The sequence below is a fragment of the Cellulomonas sp. GbtcB1 genome, from assembly GCF_019091725.1.
In the GTDB taxonomy this organism is placed as follows: Bacteria; Actinomycetota; Actinomycetes; order Actinomycetales; family Cellulomonadaceae; genus Cellulomonas.
Window position 1 is genome coordinate 1 of sequence record NZ_JAGXJG010000549.1, and the last position, 237, is coordinate 237.

The 237-nt window shown below is 67.1% G+C and carries 1 protein-coding gene; it reads left to right on the forward strand.

What is annotated here, in order from left to right:
- A partial coding sequence (locus tag KVT14_RS21340) for a phage holin family protein (protein WP_217617383.1) occupies positions 1–237 on the forward strand: 237 nt, incomplete at both ends.

The following is a 237-nucleotide window of genomic DNA, read 5'->3' on the forward strand; positions in this document are numbered from 1 at the left end:
ACGATCGGCGGCTCCGACAGCACGTGGGGGCGGATCGGCGTGATCCTCGCGGTCGCGCTGGTGTACGGGATCGTCAACGCGATCGTGAAGCCGATCGTCAACATCATCACGATCCCGCTGTACATCCTCACGCTGGGCCTGTTCACGCTGGTCGTCAACGCGCTGCAGCGCATGCTCACCGCCTGGACCACCGAGCAAACCGGCTGGGGCCTGCGGATCGGCGCCTTCGGCGACGCG